A 19,605-nucleotide genomic window follows, 5' to 3' on the forward strand; every position below is an offset into this window, starting at 1 on the left:
AGCCTGAACCTACCGGGATACCCCGGCCATGTCAGGCAGCTTGTGCGCGATGCCCTTGTGGCAATCGATGCAGGTTTGCTCGCCGTCTGCCAATGCCGTTGAGTGCGCCTGGGACGCCCTTGGATCCTGCAGCGTGAAGTCCATCGAATCGAACTCATGGCAATTACGACACTCAAGGGAATCGTTGGCTTTCAGCCGCTGCCACTCCCGCTCCGCCAGCTCACGTCGCTTGGCCTCGAATTTCTCCGGCGTGTTGATGGAGCCAAATATCCAACCCCAGACTTCTTTCGAGGCTTCCATCTTTCGACCAATCTTGTGAGTCCAGCCGTGGGGCACGTGGCAATCTGAACATTCGGCACGTACACCTGATCGGTTAGTGTAATGGATGGTTGTTTTCAGCTCCTGATACGGGTTGCTGTACATCTCATGGCACCCTATGCAGAATTGCTCGGTGTTGGTCACTTCCAGCGCCGTGTTGAAACCACCCCAGAAGATGATCCCCGCAATAAAGCCGCCGAGCGTCAGGAAACCGAGGCTGTAGTGCACACTGGGCTTGCGCAACAGATTCCAGTAGAACTTCAGCCGTTTCATCATCAGCGATCTCCTCTGTTGGAGGCACGGATCACTTCATCTACGGCTTTGAAATCTGACTCCACCAGCGGCTGGGCGTCAGTCTGGGGCACATGACACTGGGTACAGAAATATCGCCCCGGTGTTACCTCAGCCCGTACCTGAAAGTGACGGTCCATAAAGTGGGTCACGCTCACCATGGGCGCACCGGCTTCCACGGCTGCCTCGCGGCTGTGGCAATCCAGACACCGGTTGAAGTTCTTGTCTACCTGATAGTCACGGATGGCATGAGGAATCACCGGTGGTTGCTCCGGGTAGTTACGCACCTCCCGTTTTAGCTCTCGGGGATCACCGGCGATAGGCGGCGCGGGCAGGGTTTGCCCGAGGGTTCCGCCTTTGCGCAGGCCTTCAGGCGAAGAGGGTGACAGATGATCACTCTCAGCGTAAGCCAGGAAGGCCACGGAGGCCGTCAGCAACAAGACAAACGTTCTCATGGTGACGTCTCCTTAAGCCAGGTTAACCAGTTCCAGACGGACAGCGCACTTCTTGAAGTCGGTCTGTTTGGAAATGGGGTCCGTTGCGTCCAGCGTGACCTTGTTGATCAGCTTTCCGGCATCAAAGAAAGGCACATACACCATGCCCTTGGGCATACGAACACGGCCACGGGTTTCCACCCGAACCCGGACTTCTCCCCGGCGGCTGATCACCTTCACCTCACTGCCGCGCCGCCAGCCCTTGTCATGGGCATCATCGGCGTTCATGTACAGCAGCGCATCCGGTATCGCCTTGTGCAGCTCTGCCACACGGCGGGTCATCGAACCGGTGTGCCAGTGCTCCAGTACCCGGCCAGTGCACAGCCAGAACGGGTATTCGTCGTCCGGAGACTCTGCAGGCGGCTCATGGGGTACCGCGAAAATTCGTGCCCGGTTGTCCGGGTTGCCGTAAAACTGGAAACCACGGCCCTTCTCCACGTAGGGGTCTGACCCTTCGCGATAGCGCCACAGGGTTTCCTTGCCGTCAACGACTGGCCATCTCAGGCCGCGGGTGGCGTGGTAGGTCTCGAAATCGGCCAGGTCTTTGCCTTTGCCGGCACCAAACTGGCGGTACTCCTCGAAAATGCCCTTCTGGATGTAGAAACCAAAGTCTTTCGACTCCTGGTTCTCATAATCCGGGTGCAGGGCGTCCAGTGGATAACGGTCTACATTGCCGTTGCGGAATAGCACGTCAAACAGGGTTTTGTCCCGCGTTTCTGGTGCCTTGGCAATCAGATCCTCTGGCCACACATCGGCCACTTTGATTCGCTGAGACAGGGCCAAGGTTTGCCAGAGGTCTGAGCGGGCGTCTCCAGGAGCGTTCACCAGCTGGCGCCAAAACTGAGTCCGGCGCTCAGCGTTACCAAACGCCCCTTCTTTTTCAACCCAACCGGCGGCGGGCAGAATCAGGTCTGCGGCCTGCGCCGAAACCGTGGGATAAATGTCGGAGACAATGATAAAGGTGTCGGGATTACGCCAGCCCGGCAGGGTTTCCTGCATGGTATTGGGACCAGCCTGGATATTGTTGGTGACCTGGGTCCAGTACACCTTCAGTTTGCTGTCTTTCAGCATCCGGCTTTGCAGCACCGCATGATAACCTGGCTTGGCCGGGATGGTGCCCTCCGGCAGTTTCCAGATCTTCTCGGCCTTGGCCCTGTGCTCTGGATTGGCCACCACCATATCGGCTGGCAGGCGATGGGCGAAGGTGCCTACTTCACGGGCGGTTCCACAAGCGGAAGGCTGACCGGTCAGCGAGAACGGGCTATTGCCCGGGGTGGCAATCTTGCCTGTCAGCAGGTGGATGTTATAGATCAGGTTATTCACCCAAACGCCGCGAGTATGCTGGTTTACCCCCATGGTCCAGAAGGTGGTGACACGCTTGTCCGGATCGGCATATAGCTTTGCCAGGCGTTCGAGCCGTGCCTCAGAGACGCCGGAGATCTCGGCGGCCTTCTTCACATCGTACTCACGGACATGCCGGGCAAAATCCTCGAACGACATGTCTTCCCAGTCGTTGGCATTATTGGCGTTCTTGGCATTCTGCTCGCGCGGGTCTTCCGGCCTTAGACCGTAGCCAATGTCGTCTGCACCACGCACAAACCGGGTATGTTTACTGACGAAATCCCGGTTCACCGCGTTACTCTGGATGATGTAATTGGCAATGTAGTTCAGAATTGCCACATCGGCGTGGGGCTCCATCACCATCGGCAGGTCGGCCAGATCAAAGCAGCGATGTTCGTAGGTTGAGAGCACGGCCACTTCCGTGCCGGGATGGGACAAGCGACGGTCCGTTACCCGAGTCCAGAGGATCGGGTGCATTTCCGCCATGTTGGCGCCCCAGAGCACAAAGGCATCGGCGCTTTCGATGTCGTCATAGACACCCATCGGCTCATCGGACCCAAAAGTCCGCATGAAGCCAGCCACCGCCGACGCCATGCAATGGCGGGCATTAGGATCAATATTGTTGGAGCGGAAGCCAGCCTTAAACAACTTGCTCGCCGCATAACCTTCCCAGATGGTCCACTGGCCGGACCCAAACATGCCGACGCTTTCCGGACCGTGCTCCTTGATGGCACTGGTGAATTTTTCCGCCATTACATCCAGGGCTTCGTCCCAGCTGACCTCCTGAAAATCGCCCTCTTTGTGAAATTTACCGTCGCGTTTACGCAGCAGGGGCTTGGTCAGCCGGTCGCGACCGTACAGAATCTTCGACAGAAAGTAGCCTTTCACACAGTTCAGACCACGGTTCACTTCCGATTGCGTGTCGCCATGAGTTGCCACAATCTGGTTGTCCCTGGTTGCGACCATCACGCTGCAACCAGTGCCGCAAAAACGACAGGGCGCCTTGCTCCACTTAAGCTCAGTGAGCTCGGCATTCGTGATCAGATTACTGGCTGCCGCCGGTATCGACAGGCTGGCAGCAGATGCCGCCATGGCGAGCGCGTTGGCTTTTGCGAATTCACGTCGTGTCAGGTTCATGACATTGCTTCCTGTTGCTATGTTTCTGACGGTCCTGTAGCAATCAACTGCTGGCTCGCTTCCTCGGGCGACATCACTTCGTGGTAAACCAGAATGCATTCCAGAACGCCTGGCGCACTCTCAATCAACTCCATGGCACCGAGCAGATCCTGATGGCTACTACCCTCTGCCAGAACCACCAGTTTGCCAACCGGGTCTCGAGTGCCCTCCTCCAGGCCCGTTGTTTGTTCAAGCAGTTCAAGAACAGCGTCCAGAGACTCCGGGCGCACGTGCACCAGAAAACTGGCAATGTGGATTTCGGCTTTCTGCGAGTCAGGCATGGGCCGGCTCTCGCTGTGCCTGAGCAATCAGGCTGATGGCATCTTCAGGGCACACGGCGACACAGGCACCGCACCCGGTACACTTGTCTTCGACAATCTCCGGGACGGCGACATGAGCATGCCTGGGTGGAAATCGGATGGCCATTGGCTCGCAGGCGTCGCGGCAGGTCTGGCAATGGATATTGGCTTTGGCAAGGCAGCTATCCTGCACCTGGGCACGCCAGGGGAATGCCTCCCGGGCCAGGTCAAACACCGGTTCCGGGCAGGACCTGGCGCATTCCCCACACAATGTGCAGCCTTCGCCAGTAAAGCGGATTTGCGGAAAACCGCCGTCACCACGAAACAGCACATCTTCCGGGCAGGCCTCAATGCAGCGATCGCAAAGGGTGCACTGATCAGTGATGGCCTGGGTTGTCCAGGGCGGCCGCCACTCAGACGAAACCGCTCTGCCGCCGCGCAGAAAAAGCCGGCGGGACTCGTTCACAGCCATGTTTGCCTATCCCCCGGGTGGCCCCGGCGGCCCCATGAATACCTGGGACATCCAGATCAGAAAACCGTAACCACCCACAACGGCAACGGCCAGGATGGGAAACAGGAAGACGATGATGAAGACAAATAACCGGAATTCGCTGCTCTTGCGCTGCTCCGGCGTCAGTTGTTGGAGGTCGTCCATAAACCCGCCTTTTTTATGTGTGTATTCATTACCCTAGTCAAACAGAGCAAACTTGGCAAAAATCAAATTTGGTATTTCTTTGGGGGTATAGACAAAAAAGCCCCGGACGGGGCCGGGGCTTTCATCTGGGTCCTGGAGGCAGGAATCAGGTCGCTGGCGGCACGAAATCGTCCAGCAGCGTCAGACCAGCTGTATTCTCGGTATCTTCAGGAGCGAGACGAGCAACTGCCGTATAAACTCCACCGGCTGCGAGACTGATTTCACCGGAACGGAAGAGCACCTCGGTGCCATCGGCGGAGGTGATAAACACAACATAATCACCGGCCGGCACTCCAAGATAGCCCGACGAGTCACCATAGGCGAAGTCATCCAGTGCCGGCATGGCATTGCCCTGGTTGGTACCGGCGTCCGCCGCAGGAACAAGGAATACATCCACCAGCGGTGCTTCTACCGCGCCGTGGATAACCCGGAGGCGAGCCTCTGTGGCAATACGGCGGTTATCGTCTGCAAAGGCCAGGGCTTCGAGTGTTCCCGCTTCGGCGGAACCGGCTGCCAGAATGGTCAGAAGGCTTCCATTATCCAAGGCCAGAGTTTCATCCAACACAGGAGTCAGGCTGCCAGTTGCCGTCACCGCGACGCGGTTATCGCCGGTCTCCAGTCCCACATACTCTCCCAGTCTGGCGAACGTCGGCACTGTCTCACCGAAGGCCACGTCGGTAGCGGCTGCGGAACCGTCCGGGTCTTCGTTCAGATAAATATCAACATTAGGTGCATCTGAAGAGTTGTGAACCGCGCGAATGCCTGCTCCGGTATCCTTGTCCAGAATTTCAGACGTCTCGCTGCCATTAATCACTAGCAGGCTGACCGGAGACTCGCCGTACACCGTGTTATCGATAGCGGCAATCAACAGATCAGAGCCTGCAGGCAACTCGACGGCACCGCTGTCATACACCACATCGGCGCTGCCCTCGGCGGTCACCCGGATCTGGTAGGTTCCGGCGTCCAGCTCCAGCGGCCCAACGGAATCACGGAATGCAAAACTGAAAGCGGGTTCTGCTGGCAAGTCGGCGCCATCAGCAGTCACATAAACCGACACAGCGGGCACCAGGCTGTCAGCGGCTGGCGACAGATGGGCCACCCTCAAGCGAGCCGAGTTCGGATCATCCCGCTGGCCATCGTCTGTCAGCACCACCGGCTCGATGTCGCTGCCGCCAACGGTACCGGTCGCAATAATATCGTATCGGGTGTTTGCCTCAAACCGGGTGCTTCCGACCTCGATGACGGTCAACTGATCGCCTGTTGGTAAGATCGCATCAACATCAACTGAATAATTGCCGCGATTTGGCCGCAAGGTCGCAGCCTGCTTGAAGTCCGCACCGGTAACCAGTGCCTCGCCATTGAAACTGACGTTAACAGAAGGGGCGTCGGATACGGCATGAACAACCCGAACATCGGTTCTTGGAGTACTGCTCGAACCATCAAAACAACCAGAAAGCAAAACGCTGCCGGCCATCAAAACCGGTAAAGCCACTATCGTTTTCATTGTCGCTGTTCCTCACTGTACAAAGCTTGACGATCGGTTTATTTGGTTCGAACCTGCACCAGTTCAGTCCCTGACTAATGCGTCAAAGCAATCTACGGGGAGGGTAAAAAAACGGATTCACAATTTTTTACATTCGAGATCACGAATGTGAGCTGAATACAATTTTCTCTATGCTGGCAGGCACTCAGAAACGATCCTCTACACGCGTCATTTTATCGGAAGACATGACACCTCCTCGGCAATTGTGAGCGAACAGCATCTGAAATTTTCGCCAATCCGTACCTAGACTAAAGTGATTAGCGCGCAGATAGGCGATCGCAACATCATAATAGGGATGTAAAGTTTTACCACCGAGAGACAGGCACCATGGATCAGCGGCACCGCACGAAAACCCTGAAGCTGACAACGCTTTCCCTTGTCGTCCTGTTCGTCCTGGCTGGCTGCAGCTCTACCCGCATGGCCTATCGCTATGCGGACTGGGGTGTGGTTTGGTGGGTAGAAGATTATGTCACCCTGAGCCGGGCGCAGAAACGGCAGCTGAACCAGGACTTGGACAGCCTGCTCAAGTGGCATTGCTCAACGGAGCTACCCCGCTACCGCGCCTGGCTGGACGAACTTGAGGCCGACATAGCCGATGGCGCACCGGATATCGACACCATTGAATATCATCAGCAACAACTCCTGGTCTTTGTACCGGACTTGTTGGATAGAGCCGTGCCAGTGGCTGTGAATCTTCTGACCAGCCTGTCTGATGACCAGGTGACCGAACTGGCCAGGAACATGGCAGAAGATCAGGCTGAGCTTGAACAGGAAATGCTGGGGGGCGACCCGCAACAAACTGCCAAGGCGCGGGCAGAGCGCACCGCCAAACGGGTTGAACGGTGGCTGGGCAGCCTCAATGGACAGCAGCAGGCTCTGCTTGAAGAGTGGTCTGCTGATCGCGGTCAACAAACAGAAATCTGGCTGCAGGGCCGCAAGAACTGGCAAAAGGCCCTGCTGGAGACCATGAAAGGCCGGGACCAGCCCGGTTTTGATGAGGCCATCCGCGAACTGGTGATTAACTCCGAAAACGCCCGAGGTCCCGAATACCAGGCCATGATGAGGGAAAGCCGGCTGGCCATGGCAAACCTGATGCGTGCGTTGATCCAGGCTGGCGACCAACAGCACCGGGAGCACCTACAGGCCCGGGCAAGCAAATTGAACCGAGACTTCACCGCCCTGACCTGCTCCTGATCTGGCCAGCTGAGCACCAGACAGAGAAAAGGGCCGGAGATGACGAATTCTCCGGCCCTTTTTAATTCCGGCGGTTATTAAACCGTCAGGTAACCACCATCCGCATTAATGCAGGCACCGGTGGTGTAGCTGGAAGCGTTGGACACCAGGTACAACACGGTACCGGCCATTTCGTCCGGGTCTGCCACCCGCTTCATCGGAATGTGAGCCATGGCCTGTTTCTTGATGGCCTCGTTGGTGGTCAGGGCGCTGGCGAACTTGGTGTCGGTCAGGCCCGGCAGCAAAGCGTTCACCCGAACATTTTGCTGGCCAAGCTCCATGGCGAAAGACTTGGTCATGGAAATCACCGCCGCCTTGGTCACCGAATAGATGCCCTGGAAGTGGCCAGGGTTTACGCCGTTAACCGACGCCACGTTCACAATGGAACCGCCGCCGTTTTTTTTCATCAGCTGGGCGCCACGGGCACACATGAAGAAGTAGCCACGGATGTTCACATCCACGGTTTTGTGGAAAGCACCCAGGTCGGTATCTTCGACGGGGCCAAAGTATGGGTTGGCGGCGGCGTTGTTCACCAGGATATCCAACTTGCCGTGCTCTTTTGCAATGTGCTCCCAAACCGCCTCAATCTGATCCATCTCGCCAATATGGCAAGCGAAGGCCTCGGCGCTGCCACCATCGGCACGGATGCTGCTCGCGACGGCTTCACAACCGTCAATCTTGCGGCTGCTGACGATCACGTGGGCGCCGTAGTGGGCCAGTGTGCGGGCGATGCTCTCGCCGATGCCACGGCTGGCACCGGTTACCAAGGCGACTTTGCCAGTCAGGTCGAACAGGTTTACATTGCTCATGGAGTTTCCTCAGCTTATCGGAATGTCACCAGGGCGGGGTCTTCCGCTTCCAGGTGACTGTAGTTGTTGAATACGGCCAGGCTACGCCGGGGGCCGGAATACAAAATGCGGGACACGCTGGTGTTGGCAATCACGTTGTTCATCTCCAGCGCCTTTCGATCTGAAAGCTCCAACAGGTGCTGGGCAATCACCGCAATGGGCCCGCCGGATGTGGAGACAATGACATCGGCACCGTCCGCCAGCTCAATCAGTTGATCCAGCGCAGTGCTAACCCGCTGCCGGAAACCCTGCCAGGATTCCGCGTATTCGTGGTCGTGTTCACCACTCACCCAGCGGGCAACAGCTTTTTCAAAAGCCTGCTGAAACGCCCTCGCCGGTTTCGGGAAACTCGCGAGGTCCCGAGCCATCACCTGTTTATCCGCCCATTCCGGGCGCAGGCGTTCCACCACTTCAACGTGATCAAACTCGTTCAGGCCTTCCATCACCTGCATATCCGGCAGGCTTGCACCATAACCGGTGGTGATCGCTTCAACGGTTTCCCGATGGCGCTGCAGGTTACCGCCAAAAATGGCTCCCGGCTCTACTTTGTCCGCCAGCCAGCGGCCCAGGACTTTGCCCTGCGCCCAGCCTCGCGGGGAGAGCTGGTCGTAGTTTTCCTTGCCGAAGCTGGCCTGGCCGTGGCGCACCAGATAAATCGTGGCCATTACAGCGAGCTCTCACTGATCAGGCGCTGGCACCGTTTCTCCAGATAATTGGCAGCGTGGCCGAAGGCGGCAAAGCGCTTGTCTTTGGTCTGTCCGTGATAGAAGCGGTAATAGATCTGCTGGACAATCACTGCCAAGCGGAACAGACCGTAGATTTCGTAGAAATCGAACTTTTCAGACCGGAAGCCGGATTTCTCCATGTAGTAGTCCACCACTTCCTTGCGGGTCAGCATGCCCGGCCGGTGGGTGGGTTGGCGCCGCAGCATCTGGAAGGGGCCTTCATCGCCCGCTTCAATCCAGTACGCCAGACTGTTGCCCAGGTCCATCAGCGGGTCACCGATGGTGGCCATCTCCCAGTCCAGTACGCCAATCACTTCAAACGGGTTGTCCGGGTTCAGCACCACATTGTCGAAACGGAAATCGTTGTGGATGACAACCTGGGCGATGTCGTCCGGCATCTTGTCGTTCAGCCAGGCCATCACGTTTTCAAAGCTACCGACATCCTCGGTGCGGGCCTTGCGGAAACGATCGCTCCAGCCCCCAATCTGGCGCTGCACGTAGCCCGCCCCCTTACCCAGCTTGTCCAGGCCAGCAGCCCTGGCATCGACGGTGTGCAGGTCCACCAGCTTGTCGATCACATTCAGGCATAGCTTGCGGGTGTCTTCTGCACTCAGCTCAAAATTCTTCGGGAAATCCTGGCGTAAAATAATGCCCTTGAGCCTCTCCATCACATAGAAATCACACCCCAGCACGCTGTGATCATCGCAGATGGCGACAATGTTGGGCACATAGGGGTAAACCGGCTTCAAGGCATCCATTACCCGAGCTTCCCTCAGCATGTCATGGGCGGACTTGGCAATCTTGCCGAACGGCGGCCGGCGCAGTACGTAAGATTGCTCGCCGTAGTCCACCTGATAGGTCAGGTTGGACGCGCCGCCGGGATACTGCTTGATACTCGGCTTCCCTTCCAGGCCCGGAATGGCCTGCTTCATGAACTGGTCGACGGCGCTGATATCCAGCTCTTCGCCTTCCCGGATGTCTACGGCCTGGTCGATCTGAGTCATTCGATCTCTCCTGTGATGTATTCAGGCGTTAGCCTTGCCACCCATCTTGCTCATCCAGCGTTTGGTTTCCTGGTGCATCAACCAGTCAAACGCCCAGGGCGCATGGCGCTTGAGCATCCACATACGTCGCTCTTTGGCGTGGGGCAGTACCCAGAAGTCTTTGTCTTTCACACTGCGGAAAATATCTTCGGCCACGTCTTCGGCGGTGATGTTGGAACGCTTCATCAGTTTGTTGACGTTCTGCTGGATGCCGGGAATATCCGAGCGCATGGTGCTGGCCAGGTTGGTCTGAAAAAATGCGGGGCAGACGCAGCTGACGTGAATGCCGGAATCCCTCAGCTCCTGGCTGAGGGTTTCAGACAGGGCAATCACCCCAGCCTTGGAAACATTGTAGCTGTCCATCAACGGCGCCAGCATAAGCCCGGCCATGGAGGCCACATTCACAAACGCGCCGGAACGCTGTTCCTTGAATAGCGGCGTGAAGGCTTTGCAGCCTCGCACCACACCCAGTACGTTGATATCGAGAATCCATTCCCAGTCACCAATGGTGGTGTCTTCGATGGAGCCTGCGGACGCAACGCCAGCGTTGTTGACCACAACGTCCACTCCGCCCCATTTCTGTACCAGTTCATCGCGGACTTTCTCGAAGTCACTCAGGCGGCGAACGTCGCACTCAACGAAGTAGCCTTCGCCCCCGGCGCTATTCAATTCCGCTTCAACGGCCACGCCCTGCTCCGGGTTTATGTCCCCAATGCAGACTTTCGCGCCCTCTTTGGCATATCGCAATGCAATCGCCCGGCCCAGGCCACTGGCCCCGCCGGTTATAAATACCCGTTGTGTCATCGGTGTTTCTCTCCGTTATGTTTATGTTCTGGAGTTCGTGTTCTTTGCTTTGGAGGAGGCGCTGCTACCGGGTAGGCCTTTCCAAAACACGCTGTGAATACTTCCCTGTACGCTCTGCTCCGCCATCCATGGCTCCGCAAGGTTTTGGAAAGGCCTACCCGGCATCAGCTCCCAATCTCATCAGTAAGCTGTTCCGATTTTCTTCTCGCAATCCCTCACCGTAGTAGGAGAGGGGGCCGGCGGGGCGAGACTTCTGAAACCCTGCGGAGCCATGGATGGCGGAGCGGAGCGTACACGGACGTATTCACAGCGTGTTTCAGAAGTCTCGCCCCGTCGGCCACCCCACTGCCAACCAAGAGATCAGGAGAACCAAAGCACCCAACCCAAACCCAAAATCAGGACTTGTACTTCCGGAGCTCCAACCGAGCCACCATCGCCCGATGAACTTCGTCCGGGCCATCGGCCAGCCTTAATACCCGAGCGTAACCGAACAATGCCGTCAGCGGGAAATCATCGTCACTGACACCAGCCCCACCGTGAATCTGAATCGCATCATCCACAATCTGCTGCAACATCGCCGGCACCACCGCCTTGATCATCGACACCTCCTGCAGCGCGCCCATGATGCCCTTGGTATCCAGCGCCCAAGCACACTTCAACGTCAAGAGTCGAGCCTGCTCAATGTTCATACGGGCATTGGCGATGACATCCGGGTTCCCACCCAGCTTGGCGATGGGGCGGCCGAAGGCTTCGCGGGTCATGGCGCGCTTGATCATTAACTCAAGAGTGCGCTCAGCGGCACCGATGGCACGCATGCAGTGGTGCACGCGGCCCGGCCCCAAACGGCCCTGGGCGATTTCGAAGCCACGGCCAGGGCCGGCGATGATGGCGCTCTTGGGCAGGCGTACGTTGTCGAACAGTACCTGGCCATGGCCATATGGCTCATCGTAGGCGCCGAAGACTGGCAGCATGCGCTCGATGGTGATGCCAGGGGTGTCCAGCGGCACCAACACCATGGAGTGCCTGCGGTGTTTCTGTGCGTCCGGGTCGGTCACGCCCATGAAAATGCCGACTTTACAGTCCGGGTGGCCAATGCCGGTGCTCCACCATTTACGGCCATTGAGCACCACTTCGTCACCTTCAACCATCGCGGTGGCTTCCATGTTAGTGGCGTCGGAGGAGGCAACCGCCGGTTCGGTCATGCAGAAGGCGGAACGTACTTCGCCGCTCATGATTTTGGGCAGCCACTCGGCTTTCTGCTCTTCCGAGCCGTAGTGGATCAGCACTTCCATGTTGCCGGTGTCTGGCGCATTGCAGTTAAAGATTTCCGGGGCAATGAAGCTGCGACCGGTTTCTTCGGCAATCAGGGCATAGTCGGAGTTCAGCAGGCCACAGCCGTATTTGTCGTCCGGGAAAAACATGTTCCACAGGCCCTGGGCCTTGGCTTTTTCCTTCAGTTCTTTGATGATCGGCAACACCACCCAGCGGTTTTCCAGGGAGGCAAGCTCCTTGTGGTACTGCTCTTCAATGGGAAAGATCTCGTCACGCATGAACTGTTTCACGCGTTTGAGGTAATCCTGGCCTTTCTCGGAAATATTGAAATCCATGGTGCAGCTCCTCGCGCTTACCTGCCCCAACCGGGGCGCACTTTTGTTCAGATGGAAAACAGTCTAGGAGCCAACGCGCTATTACGCGACTGAATTGTTCTTATCGTTTATCATTACCCTTACTTATTCCGGAACCGGACGCGTCTCATGGCCCTGAATCGACTGGACCTCAACCTGCTGCATGTTTTCGATACCATTTATCGGGAGGGCAGCCTGACCCGCGCCGCCAGGGCGCTGCACCTGACACAGCCAGCGGTGAGCCATTCCCTGGCGCGGCTGCGGGATCACTTTGATGACCCATTGTTTACCCGCCAGGGCAACCAGATGGTGCCCACTCCGTTAGCGCGCAGGTTTCTGGAGTCCATGCGGCCGGGACTGAATCAGGTGCAGAGCGCGGTAAACCAGTTCCATGCCTTTGACCCGGCCAGTCAGCGCAAGACTTACACCCTGGGGTTGCGGGATGTGCTGGAATCAACCTTTCTGCCGCAGTTGATGGGCAAGCTGGCACCCTACCCGGACATGGAGATTGTCTCCCAGCGGATACCAAGGCGGGATATGGAAACCCAGTTAGCCGCCGGCAAACTGGATTTCGCCATTGATGTATTGCTGCCGGTCAGTAACCAGACCAGCCACGAACTGCTTCGGCAGGACCGCCTGGTGGTGTTGGCGCGCAAGGGGCACCCAGCCATTAAAGACGGGCTGGATATGCCGGCGTACCTGAAGGCAAAACATGTACTGGTTTCGTCCCGTACCGAGGGTCCGGGCATCGAGGACTTTGAGCTGTCCCGGCACGGCGTACAGCGCAGCATCAGGCTACGTTGCCAGCACTACTATGCTGCCTGCCGGGTGGTGGAGAATTCCGACCTGTTGTTGACTATGCCGGAAACCTACGCCCGGATTATTGCCGAACGCAGTGAAATAGAAGTGATGAGCCCGCCCGCACAGATGCCCTCCATCGATGTGCACCTGTACTGGCACAGGGCGTATGAGCGGGAGCCTGCGCTGGTGTGGTTTCGGGACCTGCTACGCGGCCTGCCACAACATCAGTAGGCGCCTACCAGGGCAAGGAAGCCAAAGAAACCGGCAGCGGTAATGCCCAGGGAAAGCACTACAATTCCAAAACCCCACCAGATTGCGGCGGCGTCTGACACTGGCACGTCGTGGCCCCGCAAGGTTCGATAGAAAGCCCAGGGGCCGAGCACAAACGAGCCCACGACAGCAAACACCAGGCCAACTGCGATGCCGGCAAAGGTCCAGGTAGCCAGCACCATGGCCCGATCCGAACTCTGCTCTTTGACACCATGGTGCTCCAGAAACTTCTTGCAGAAGAACCACAGCAGGGCAAACAGGGCAACCACAAAGACCAGGCCGCCAACAAGCGTAATAATCCGGTACAGCACTTAGTTATCCTTTACGTTTAGGTGGTCAGTCCGGGAACACGGGCTCTGGCAGGCACTCAAACCCCGGTTTGGCGAACAGGTAGCCCTGATAGAGCGCAATTCCCTGGGAGCGCAGCCAGAAGTATTCCTCTTTGGTTTCTACGCCTTCCGCGATAATCCGACCACCAAGATGGCGCATCATGGTGATGATTCCAAGCACAACCGCCTGTTTATTGGAATCGTCATGAATATTCCGCACCAGCGCCATATCCAGTTTCAGGAGATCCGGCGGGCTCAGCATCATGATGTTGTAGCGGGAGTAACCGGCCCCGAAATCGTCAATTGCAGTGCTGAACCCCATCGATTGGTACGCCTCGATGATGGAGGACAGATGCTCTACGGAACTGAGATCCTCGTTTTCAATCATCTCGAAGATGATTTTCCGGGTATCAAAGTTGTAGGTTTCCGCCGCCGCCAGAGTGGTCCGTATGCAATATTCAGCCTTGTACACCGCGTTCGGCATGAAGTTGATGCTGAGTAGCGGTTGCATGTCGAGCCGGGCTGCCAGCTTGACCGCTTTGACCCGGCAAATCTGGTCAAACGCATATCGGTTGTTTTCATTGACCCTGGACAGCACCGACATGGCGCCCTCTCCTTCGGGGCCGCGCACCAGCGCCTCATAGGCAAACACTGTTTTGTTGTCCGCATCCACAATGGGCTGGAAGGCAAAACTGAACGCAAAATCCAGACCGCTCCCACAGGCACACTGCTCACAATGTGACTCATCAAATAGCACTTCGGGTTTATTCACACGGGCTCCGGAACAAAAACAGATACATGTCGCTGGAAGCTTAAAAGAATCAATTAGTTTCCACTATAGCTATCAACCGACAGGTCGTAAAACTTCGTCAATTAATTAAAGCCACCACCACTGGCATCTGCCAGCCCGAGGACTACACTGGGGTTGTTGTTCAAAACCCGCAAACACCGCACGTTAGGAGGCTCGGGAATGGCCCAGACCACTCGCATCGCAGTTACCCCCGGAGACGGCATCGGTCCGGAAGTTGTCGCCGAAGCTGTCCGCTGTCTGGAGACCCTGCGCGCGAAGCACAACCTGGCACTGGAATGGACCCGGTTCCCCTGGCCATCACATGCCTGGCACGAAGAATACGGCGAATCCTGGCCGGCAGACGCGCTTGCCCAGTTAAAGGCCTATGACGCCATCCTGCTGGGCGCCCTGGGCGATCCCGGCCCTATGGACGACACCAACCGGTACCTCCTGCCAGACAGCATTTCACTGGCTCCCCTGCTGGACATGCGTAAAGGTTTCGACCAGTGGGTGTGTGAACGCCCTGCGCGACTCTTACCGGGCGCCAGGCAGTACCTGAAAGATGATCGCGCCAAGGACATCGATATGCTGGTGATCCGCGAGAACAGTGAAGGCGAGTACGTCAGTCAGGGCGGGCGACTGCGTCAGGGCAAGCCAGACGAAGTGGCCACTCAGATGGAGGTTTTTACCCGCCGGGCCACCGAACGAATCATCCGTTACGGCTTTGAGCAGGCCCGCAAGCGTGCCGGTGAGCGGGTGCAGGAAGGCCGTACCCGCGCCTTCCGCACACTGGATGGCCGAAGCTGTGAAAGCCAGGTTTGCCTGGTGACCAAGCGCAATGCCTTGCGTTACTGGGGTGACATGTACACCGAAGTCTTTGAGGAAGTCAGCCACGACTTTCCCGACGTGGCCACCCACCACGAACTCGTAGATGCCGCCTGCATGAAGTTTGTTCAGTGCCCCTGGGCCTTTGATGTGGTGGTGGCCAGCAACCTGCAGGGCGATATCCTGACCGACCTGGCAGCCGTCCTGTCTGGCGGCATGGGCGTTGCTCCCTCCTGCAACCTCAACCCGACCGACCCGAATATGCCGTCCATGTTCGAGCCCACCCATGGCAGTGCACCGGATATTGCCGGCCAGGGTATTGCAGACCCCACCGCCATGCTGTTTACCACGGCGCGTATGCTCGATTGGCTTGGCCGCAAAGACCCCAAACTGGCACAGGCCGGGAAGGAGCTGTTCGACGCAGTAGCCGCTGACCTTGCCGAACAGGGTAACCAGCAACGGGCGACCAGCCAGATTGGCGATGCCATTTGTAAACGCCTGCAGGCCTGACTAGTCTGCTAAAGAGGTATTTCATTCACTTCGGGAGGTGCCCATGACCGACCATAAAGGCAAACTGTCTCCCCTGCTCAAGCAGGCTACCGGCATTACTGCCGCCAAAGGCGAAGGCGCCTATATTATTGACCCCGAGGGCCGTCGGTATCTGGATTTCACCTCCGGCATCGGTGTCACCAGCACCGGCCACTGCCACCCGAAAGTGGTGGCCGCAGCCCAAAAACAGGTGGCTACCATGATTCACGCCCAGGCCACCACGGTAATGAACCCCAGGCTGCCGGAACTGGCGGAAAAACTCGGAGAGCTGACACCAGACCCTCTGAATGCCTTTTTCTTCTCCAACTCCGGCACCGAGGTGGCCGAGGGCGCGGTTCGCCTGGTTCGCCAGGCCACCGGACGCCCCAACGTGATTGTATTCCATGGCGGTTTCCATGGCCGCACCATGGGGTCATTGTCCATGACCACCTCCAGCGTTGCCCTTCGGGCCGGTGTCAGCCCGATGATGGGTGGCGTTGTGGTTGCCCCCTTTCCACACGCTTTTCACTATGGCTGGAGCCTGGACGAAGCCACCGACTTCTGCCTGCGGGAGCTGGACAGAATCTTCGTAACTTATTCGGCCCCCAAGGAAACCGCCGCCATGCTGATTGAGCCGGTTCAGGGTGAAGGCGGCTACGTACCCGCCAACGCCCGCTTCCTGAAGGGCCTTCGGGAACGCTGCGACAAACACGGCATCATGCTGGTGTTCGATGAAGTGCAGGCCGGCTTCGGCCGCAGCGGGAAGTTCTGGGCCCATGAACACTTTGGCGTAACCCCGGATGCCATCATGATCGCCAAAGGCCTGGCCAGCGGCTTCCCGATCTCTGCCCTGGCGGCTTCCGAGGAAACCATGTCCAAAGGCTGGCCCGGTTCACAGGGTGGCACCTACGGAGGCAACGCCGTGGCTGCGGCGGCAGCTATTGCTACCATCGACGTCATTCGCGAAGAGGGCCTCGTGGAAAACGCAGACCGCATGGGTAAACGCCTGTGGGACAATTTGCATGCCCTGAAAAAGGATTATCCGGAGATGGCCGATGTCCGGGGCAAAGGCCTGATGGTCGGAGTTGAAATGCGCCGGGGCGACTGCCCCGATGGCGAACGGGCCGGCAAGATCCTCAAGGAATGCGAAAACCGGGGATTACTGATGCTTCGCTGCGGGCCTTACCAGGAAATCGTCCGATGGCTGCCGCCACTGATCGTCACCCAGAACCAGATTGATGAAGCGACCGGCATCTTCGAGGAGGCCCTGAAAGCCACCGCCTGAGCCCCATTTCATGAAACGAAAAAGGCCGGATGATATCCATCATCCGGCCTTTCTCACAGAGCCTATCCTGGAACCACGGCGGTATTATCTGTCGGCGGTGACAAACTCCAGGCGCCCGGGGGCAACACGGATATCCACGGGCACAATGCCCAGCATCCGCTGGGCAAAGTCTTCCTCATTGAGGCGATACACCGGCATGGTTTCCAGCATCTGGGCCACCACCCGCATCACGTTGTCCGTGACCGGCGCCAGGTCGCCCTTGAAAAAGGGTGAATCAATGGAGCTCTCCAGAAGCTGGAGCCGGCGGATGTACACCGCTTTTTCCTGACTGTCATACACTGGTGCACCTTCAACCTTGAGCGCCAGGTCCACCGGCAGCTTGGCCATCAGTGCGTTCAAAGCCACCTGCCCCCGAAGATCAATCACCGCGACATCGCGACCATCCGGCCCCAGGGTAATATCTGCATCACTAAGACTCAGGCTGAGCGGCGATCCACTCTGCAAATGCTGCCGATCATAGTCGGCCACGGCCCGCTTGAGATGCCGCTCAATCTCGCCCTCGGAGATGGCATAAGGTGAAATGCTCGCACAACCACTGGCCAGTACTGCCAGCACCAGAACCGGGAACCAGGCCCGAACCTGCATGAATGTTTTCATTTTTCTTTCTCTGAAACCGAGCCCCCTATCCTGCGGCAGGCATGCCTTCCACGCAAGCCGTGTTGATTAACGATTGGTGAGGGAGTCAGTCGTTCTCAGCACGGGCCTGCACGGTTGGGGTCAGCCGTTCATCAAACGTTACGGTCAGCACGATGGGCTGACAGCACACCTGGCAATCCTCGACATACTCCTGTTCAGCCACCGAGGGGTCGACGCTGATTTCCAGCGTCTCCCAGCAGTAAGGGCATTGAACGAGCACTGAATCAAGCGCAGACATGCGAACTCAGAACTGCTGCTTGGCCATCCAGGGGATGATCCGGTCGAACGCCTCTTCCATCCGCTCACAGGTCGTCGAGAAACTGAAGCGCAGGGCATTGGTGCAGTGCTCACCAAAGGCGTCACCCGGCACCACACATACCCCGGTTTCCTTCAGCATCCGGAGCGCAAGATCAGAACCATCCACATGGGGCGGCAAATCCGGAAAAGCGAAGAATGCGCCGCCGGGCTTGTAGCCGGTCAGATAGGGAGTCTGGTCGATCAGCTCCACAATCTTGTCCCGACGCTCGCGATAGATATCGACCATGTCGCGGACGCACTGCTGGTCTGCCGTCAGGGCAGCCACGCCGGCAAACTGCGACGGTGTATTGGCCACCGAGGTGGTAAACATATGGTAGCGCCGTAGCGACTTGATTGCCGCCTGGCTGGAGATGACCCAACCAACCCGCAAACCCGCCATGCTGTAGGTCTTGGAGAAGCTGCTGATGCACATGATGTTATCCAGATCCATAGAACAGTTCAGGACGCTGGCAAAGTCATCATCATCAAAGATCAGGTGGTCATAGACCTCATCTGCGTATACCTGAATCCCGCGATAGGCGCACTCCTCGAGAATCGTCTCGACGGTACTGCGGGGATACACCGCTCCGGTCGGATTGTTGGGGTTATTCAGGATAAGAGCGAATGTTCGTGCCCCCATGGCCCGGATCACATCATCCGGGTCCAGCTGGTGGTTGTTCTCAGCACGGGTGGGCACAAACTTCACCTCACCGCCGGTCATCCGGATAAGGGGTGCGTAGAGCAGGAACGACGGGTCCGTCACGATAAACTGACGACCGGGCGCCGAGGTCGCCGAAATGGCCAGGTACATGGCCTCGGTGGCACCGCTTGTTACCAGAATATTGTCGCGGGTGAGCTTGCGGTTGTAGCGCTTGCCATAGTAATCCCGTAGCGCCACCAGCAGTTCCGGCAGGCCGGCATCCATGGTGTAGCCAGTTTGGCCGGCGTTCAGCGCGTCAATATAGGCATCAATAATATGCTTTGGTGTTGGCAGGTCTGGCTGCCCTATCGACAGGTGAATCACATCCTTCATGGTGGATGCCATATTCACCAGCCGGCGAATCCCCGAAACAGGAATGGCCTGCATGGCCGGGTTCCAGCTGGCCTTGGTCTTGCGGTACTTCACTTTCCGCGGCTTGGTCTCGCCGGCATCCTTGTTCGCGGATTCCGCCATACGCACCTCCCGATAACAGGGTAAATAAAGACCTACCCCTGCAGGTTAGTCAGTAAAAATCAGCGGTACAAGGCCAGTGGGACTAAAGACTGAACAAACCCGCCGAGGCAATGGATCCGTCAAGCCAGGTTGACCCACACCCACTCGCCTACCAGACTACAACGATGGACTAAAAC

General features: G+C 57.7%; 21 protein-coding genes. 4 read left to right on the forward strand and 17 right to left on the reverse strand.

Annotation, left to right across the window (positions count from 1 at the left end; genetic code table 11):
- Positions 1-9: 9 nt before the first annotated feature.
- The 7 genes from ACZ5Q2_RS17915 to ACZ5Q2_RS17945 form a co-directional block, all read right to left on the reverse strand.
- Positions 10-594 (reverse strand): NapC/NirT family cytochrome c, encoded by a 585-nt coding sequence (locus ACZ5Q2_RS17915; protein ID WP_374787263.1) that lies wholly within the window; start codon positions 592-594, stop codon positions 10-12.
- Positions 594-1,064 carry a nitrate reductase cytochrome c-type subunit gene (locus tag ACZ5Q2_RS17920; RefSeq protein ID WP_061332230.1) on the reverse strand — a complete coding sequence of 157 codons (471 nt, stop codon included), beginning with the start codon at positions 1,062-1,064 and terminating at the stop codon, positions 594-596. The genes ACZ5Q2_RS17915 and ACZ5Q2_RS17920 overlap by 1 nt, the downstream gene beginning before the upstream one ends.
- 12 nt (positions 1,065-1,076) lie before the next feature.
- Positions 1,077-3,581, reverse strand: coding sequence for a nitrate reductase catalytic subunit NapA (gene napA, locus ACZ5Q2_RS17925; protein ID WP_061332231.1), 2,505 nt, complete (start codon positions 3,579-3,581; stop codon positions 1,077-1,079).
- Between the two features lie 17 nt (positions 3,582-3,598).
- Positions 3,599-3,901: a chaperone NapD gene (locus ACZ5Q2_RS17930; protein WP_061332232.1), complete on the reverse strand. Its 303-nt coding sequence runs from the start codon at positions 3,899-3,901 to the stop codon at positions 3,599-3,601.
- Entirely contained in the window at positions 3,894-4,391 is a 498-nt protein-coding gene (gene napF / locus ACZ5Q2_RS17935; RefSeq protein WP_061332233.1) for a ferredoxin-type protein NapF, read from the reverse strand. Before napF ends, ACZ5Q2_RS17930 begins: the two co-directional genes overlap by 8 nt.
- A 6-nt stretch (positions 4,392-4,397) precedes the next feature.
- Positions 4,398-4,574, reverse strand: coding sequence for a periplasmic nitrate reductase, NapE protein (locus tag ACZ5Q2_RS17940; protein WP_061332234.1), 177 nt, complete (start codon positions 4,572-4,574; stop codon positions 4,398-4,400).
- A 145-nt stretch (positions 4,575-4,719) separates the two neighbouring features.
- Entirely contained in the window at positions 4,720-6,117 is a 1,398-nt protein-coding gene (locus ACZ5Q2_RS17945; protein WP_061332235.1) for a DUF4397 domain-containing protein, read from the reverse strand.
- Between the two features lie 366 nt (positions 6,118-6,483).
- Here ACZ5Q2_RS17945 and ACZ5Q2_RS17950 point away from each other — a divergent pair, with 366 nt between their 5' ends.
- A complete protein-coding gene (locus tag ACZ5Q2_RS17950) occupies positions 6,484-7,350 on the forward strand; it encodes a DUF6279 family lipoprotein (RefSeq protein WP_061332236.1) in 867 nt (288 codons plus the stop codon).
- A 77-nt stretch (positions 7,351-7,427) separates the two neighbouring features.
- Here ACZ5Q2_RS17950 and ACZ5Q2_RS17955 read toward each other — a convergent pair whose 3' ends face one another.
- The 5 genes from ACZ5Q2_RS17955 to ACZ5Q2_RS17975 form a co-directional block, all read right to left on the reverse strand.
- Entirely contained in the window at positions 7,428-8,198 is a 771-nt protein-coding gene (locus tag ACZ5Q2_RS17955) for an SDR family oxidoreductase (protein WP_061332237.1), read from the reverse strand.
- 14 nt (positions 8,199-8,212) lie between these two features.
- Positions 8,213-8,902, reverse strand: a complete 690-nt coding sequence (locus tag ACZ5Q2_RS17960; RefSeq protein WP_061332238.1) for a histidine phosphatase family protein — start codon at positions 8,900-8,902, stop codon at positions 8,213-8,215.
- On the reverse strand, positions 8,902-9,966 hold the full coding sequence (locus tag ACZ5Q2_RS17965; protein WP_230713679.1) for a phosphotransferase family protein: 1,065 nt from the start codon (positions 9,964-9,966) through the stop codon (positions 8,902-8,904). Before ACZ5Q2_RS17965 ends, ACZ5Q2_RS17960 begins: the two co-directional genes overlap by 1 nt.
- A 21-nt stretch (positions 9,967-9,987) precedes the next feature.
- Entirely contained in the window at positions 9,988-10,809 is an 822-nt protein-coding gene (locus ACZ5Q2_RS17970) for an SDR family oxidoreductase (protein WP_230713681.1), read from the reverse strand.
- A 395-nt stretch (positions 10,810-11,204) separates the two neighbouring features.
- Positions 11,205-12,416 (reverse strand): acyl-CoA dehydrogenase family protein, encoded by a 1,212-nt coding sequence (locus ACZ5Q2_RS17975; protein WP_061332241.1) that lies wholly within the window; start codon positions 12,414-12,416, stop codon positions 11,205-11,207.
- A gap of 147 nt (positions 12,417-12,563) precedes the next feature.
- On the opposite strand from ACZ5Q2_RS17975, the gene ACZ5Q2_RS17980 reads away from it, so the two are divergent.
- On the forward strand, positions 12,564-13,466 hold the full coding sequence (locus ACZ5Q2_RS17980) for a LysR family transcriptional regulator (RefSeq protein ID WP_061332242.1): 903 nt from the start codon (positions 12,564-12,566) through the stop codon (positions 13,464-13,466).
- Here the strand turns inward: ACZ5Q2_RS17980 and ACZ5Q2_RS17985 are convergent.
- Both ACZ5Q2_RS17985 and ACZ5Q2_RS17990 read right to left on the reverse strand, forming a co-directional pair.
- On the reverse strand, positions 13,460-13,816 hold the full coding sequence (locus tag ACZ5Q2_RS17985) for a hypothetical protein (RefSeq protein ID WP_072677863.1): 357 nt from the start codon (positions 13,814-13,816) through the stop codon (positions 13,460-13,462). The genes ACZ5Q2_RS17980 and ACZ5Q2_RS17985 overlap by 7 nt on opposite strands.
- A 25-nt stretch (positions 13,817-13,841) precedes the next feature.
- Positions 13,842-14,606, reverse strand: coding sequence for an EAL domain-containing protein (locus ACZ5Q2_RS17990; RefSeq protein WP_172972247.1), 765 nt, complete (start codon positions 14,604-14,606; stop codon positions 13,842-13,844).
- Positions 14,607-14,804: 198 nt separating this feature from the next.
- Here ACZ5Q2_RS17990 and ACZ5Q2_RS17995 point away from each other — a divergent pair, with 198 nt between their 5' ends.
- Both ACZ5Q2_RS17995 and ACZ5Q2_RS18000 read left to right on the forward strand, forming a co-directional pair.
- Complete coding sequence (locus ACZ5Q2_RS17995; RefSeq protein ID WP_061332244.1) at positions 14,805-15,959, forward strand: isocitrate/isopropylmalate dehydrogenase family protein; 1,155 nt, start codon at positions 14,805-14,807, stop codon at positions 15,957-15,959.
- Positions 15,960-16,002: 43 nt separating this feature from the next.
- A complete protein-coding gene (locus ACZ5Q2_RS18000; RefSeq protein ID WP_058090647.1) occupies positions 16,003-17,262 on the forward strand; it encodes an aspartate aminotransferase family protein in 1,260 nt (419 codons plus the stop codon).
- Between the two features lie 84 nt (positions 17,263-17,346).
- On the opposite strand, the gene ACZ5Q2_RS18005 is transcribed toward ACZ5Q2_RS18000, so the two are convergent.
- The 3 genes from ACZ5Q2_RS18005 to ACZ5Q2_RS18015 form a co-directional block, all read right to left on the reverse strand.
- Positions 17,347-17,919: a YceB family lipoprotein gene (locus ACZ5Q2_RS18005; protein ID WP_058090648.1), complete on the reverse strand. Its 573-nt coding sequence runs from the start codon at positions 17,917-17,919 to the stop codon at positions 17,347-17,349.
- A gap of 85 nt (positions 17,920-18,004) precedes the next feature.
- Positions 18,005-18,196, reverse strand: a complete 192-nt coding sequence (locus ACZ5Q2_RS18010) for a CPXCG motif-containing cysteine-rich protein (protein WP_058090649.1) — start codon at positions 18,194-18,196, stop codon at positions 18,005-18,007.
- A 6-nt stretch (positions 18,197-18,202) separates the two neighbouring features.
- A complete protein-coding gene (locus tag ACZ5Q2_RS18015) occupies positions 18,203-19,429 on the reverse strand; it encodes a pyridoxal phosphate-dependent aminotransferase (RefSeq protein ID WP_061332245.1) in 1,227 nt (408 codons plus the stop codon).
- Between the last annotated feature and the right edge of the window lie 176 nt (positions 19,430-19,605).

Source organism: Marinobacter alkaliphilus (assembly GCF_055394375.1).

Excerpts from the sequence above, each read along its gene's own strand:
- ACZ5Q2_RS17915 (WP_374787263.1), bottom strand. The coding sequence starts at position 594 with ATGATGAAACGGCTGAAGTTCTACTGGAATCTGTTGCGCAAGCCCAGT.
- ACZ5Q2_RS17920 (WP_061332230.1), bottom strand. The coding sequence starts at position 1,064 with ATGAGAACGTTTGTCTTGTTGCTGACGGCCTCCGTGGCCTTCCTGGCT.
- napA (WP_061332231.1), bottom strand. The coding sequence starts at position 3,581 with ATGAACCTGACACGACGTGAATTCGCAAAAGCCAACGCGCTCGCCATG.
- ACZ5Q2_RS17930 (WP_061332232.1), bottom strand. The coding sequence starts at position 3,901 with ATGCCTGACTCGCAGAAAGCCGAAATCCACATTGCCAGTTTTCTGGTG.
- napF (WP_061332233.1), bottom strand. The coding sequence starts at position 4,391 with ATGGCTGTGAACGAGTCCCGCCGGCTTTTTCTGCGCGGCGGCAGAGCG.
- ACZ5Q2_RS17940 (WP_061332234.1), bottom strand. The coding sequence starts at position 4,574 with ATGGACGACCTCCAACAACTGACGCCGGAGCAGCGCAAGAGCAGCGAA.
- ACZ5Q2_RS17945 (WP_061332235.1), bottom strand. The coding sequence starts at position 6,117 with ATGAAAACGATAGTGGCTTTACCGGTTTTGATGGCCGGCAGCGTTTTG.
- ACZ5Q2_RS17950 (WP_061332236.1), top strand. The coding sequence starts at position 6,484 with ATGGATCAGCGGCACCGCACGAAAACCCTGAAGCTGACAACGCTTTCC.
- ACZ5Q2_RS17955 (WP_061332237.1), bottom strand. The coding sequence starts at position 8,198 with ATGAGCAATGTAAACCTGTTCGACCTGACTGGCAAAGTCGCCTTGGTA.
- ACZ5Q2_RS17960 (WP_061332238.1), bottom strand. The coding sequence starts at position 8,902 with ATGGCCACGATTTATCTGGTGCGCCACGGCCAGGCCAGCTTCGGCAAG.
- ACZ5Q2_RS17965 (WP_230713679.1), bottom strand. The coding sequence starts at position 9,966 with ATGACTCAGATCGACCAGGCCGTAGACATCCGGGAAGGCGAAGAGCTG.
- ACZ5Q2_RS17970 (WP_230713681.1), bottom strand. The coding sequence starts at position 10,809 with ATGACACAACGGGTATTTATAACCGGCGGGGCCAGTGGCCTGGGCCGG.
- ACZ5Q2_RS17975 (WP_061332241.1), bottom strand. The coding sequence starts at position 12,416 with ATGGATTTCAATATTTCCGAGAAAGGCCAGGATTACCTCAAACGCGTG.
- ACZ5Q2_RS17980 (WP_061332242.1), top strand. The coding sequence starts at position 12,564 with ATGGCCCTGAATCGACTGGACCTCAACCTGCTGCATGTTTTCGATACC.
- ACZ5Q2_RS17995 (WP_061332244.1), top strand. The coding sequence starts at position 14,805 with ATGGCCCAGACCACTCGCATCGCAGTTACCCCCGGAGACGGCATCGGT.
- ACZ5Q2_RS18000 (WP_058090647.1), top strand. The coding sequence starts at position 16,003 with ATGACCGACCATAAAGGCAAACTGTCTCCCCTGCTCAAGCAGGCTACC.
- ACZ5Q2_RS18005 (WP_058090648.1), bottom strand. The coding sequence starts at position 17,919 with ATGAAAACATTCATGCAGGTTCGGGCCTGGTTCCCGGTTCTGGTGCTG.
- ACZ5Q2_RS18010 (WP_058090649.1), bottom strand. The coding sequence starts at position 18,196 with ATGTCTGCGCTTGATTCAGTGCTCGTTCAATGCCCTTACTGCTGGGAG.
- ACZ5Q2_RS18015 (WP_061332245.1), bottom strand. The coding sequence starts at position 19,429 with ATGGCGGAATCCGCGAACAAGGATGCCGGCGAGACCAAGCCGCGGAAA.